1 protein-coding gene and 1 pseudogene are annotated in these 1925 nt (G+C 33.1%); one reads left to right on the forward strand and one right to left on the reverse strand.

Annotated elements, in window-relative coordinates; all coding sequences use genetic code 11:
- Positions 1 to 1200, forward strand: a 1200-nt coding sequence (locus CP363_RS10420) for a DUF4041 domain-containing protein (RefSeq protein ID WP_233187171.1), incomplete at its 5' end; no start/stop codon positions are given.
- A gap of 113 nt (positions 1201 to 1313) precedes the next feature.
- Here CP363_RS10420 and CP363_RS10425 read toward each other — a convergent pair.
- Positions 1314 to 1925 (reverse strand): annotated as a pseudogene (locus tag CP363_RS10425) (transposase); the annotation flags it as partial.

Consider the following 1925-nt stretch of genomic DNA (forward strand, 5'->3'; position numbering starts at 1 on the left):
CTAAATACTAAACAAGAAGATATTGAAAAGTTAAATGCTGATATTGATAAAAAGATTCAAAAAGTTACTGAACAAAACAAACAGATTTCAAATTTAGATAAGAAAATAAAAGATTTAAATAGTCAGCTTGTTAATGTTTCAGATGAAATTATGTACGAAGATTATGGTTTATATAAGCCAAGATATGATTTTGCAAACTCTAGTGCATATAAGGGGAAATTATCAGAAGTAAGGTCTAATCAAAAGGAAATGATTAAAAATGGAGATGCTGGAACTATTTTTAATCCAATGACATTAGACGGTTCCGAAGCTAAGGGCCGGTCTATGCAAAAGAAAAATATTAAGCAGTTAGTTCGTTCCTTTAATGGTGAATGTGAAGCTGCAATTAATAAAGTAACCAAATCTAATATCGAAATGATTGAAAAGAGAATTACGCGCTCATTTGAACAATTGAATAAACTGAATGAGCCTAACGGAGTAAGACTTACTGCCAATTATTTAGATAGTAAATTAGATGAAGCACATATTGCTCTTGAATACGCATTAAAGAAAGAACAAGAAAAAGAATTGCTTAGAGAACAACGACAAAGAGAAAAGGAAGAACGTCAAGCACAGAGAGAATATGCACAAGAACGTGCAAAATACGAAAAAGATGAAACGCATTTTCAACAAGCGAAAGATCTTTTACAAAATAAGATTAATAATTCTAAAAGTGATGTGGAGATTGAATCTCTTAAGAGAAAATTAGCTGATCTTCAGGATAAAATTTCTGATATTCAAGCTAAGAAAGTTAAACTTTCGGATCGAGCTGAAAACCCCACAGCAGGGTATGTTTATATTATTTCTAATATTGGTTCTTTTGGACAAAATGTTTATAAAATTGGAGTTACTCGCAGATTAGATCCAATGGATAGAATTAATGAATTAAGTAGTGCATCAGTTCCATTTAAATTTGATGTTCATGCACTTATATTTACTGATGATGCGTATAAACTTGAAACTGAATTGCATGAATATTTTGATAAAGAACGAGTTAATAAGGTAAATAAGCGTAAAGAATTCTTTAGATTGAATATTGATGAAATTAAACAAATTTTGAGCAAGCATAAGGAATTAACTTTTGATTTCCATGAAATACCCGATGCTCCTGAATATCGTGATACATTATTGATTGAAAAAAAGATGCAAGAAAGTAGATAATTTTTAACTTTTTACGATATGTTATACATAATTTAAACGAAAATTTTCCTGTATTTTTGGATTTAAAAGAAACTGTCAATTTTTTTGTGTAAATAGATTTTTTAATCTTTTATTTAATCAAAATAGGATTCTAAGGTATCCTGAACCTGACCAAAGCCTTTGTGGATTCGATTGAAATAGCGTTCGTTGTAGCTCATTGCCTGAATGCCAATAAAAGTATTAAGCGACTGTTCAGTTGGAAACTCTGCTTTAGGCTTACCTTTACGCTTGATAACGTTGTTAAAGGATTTGATCATATTGGTGGAGTAAATTGAAGCCCTGATCTGCTTAGGATAATTTAGGATAATTATAGAAGACCAGCAGATCGGACTCAATTTCCATCAAGCCTCTGAACCTCATGTTTTGAAGCATCTCTGTCCAGACTTCAATGTTCTCGCTAGGCGCAATGCAGTAGTCAATGACCTCCTTGTGCCCATTAGGCTTGATGCCAATGGCAATATAGACTGCTTCACGCTCAAACGTTTCTCGGCGCAAAGGAAGGTATGTCGCATCCAAATAGACACAGAAAAACTTGTCGCTTAGCTTGCGCTTGTGATAAGCCTCAACCTTGGGGAGCATCTGCTTGGAAATATTTGATACTTGAGCTGGACTATAATGACTGCCATACATATTTTCAATTAGATCGGCTATTTCCCTGGTGGTCACGCCCTTGGAGTAAAGCTTGA

Origin of the sequence: Lactobacillus sp. UMNPBX12 (assembly GCF_002553955.1) — a bacterium.
GTDB classification, from domain to species: domain Bacteria; phylum Bacillota; class Bacilli; order Lactobacillales; family Lactobacillaceae; genus Lactobacillus; species Lactobacillus crispatus.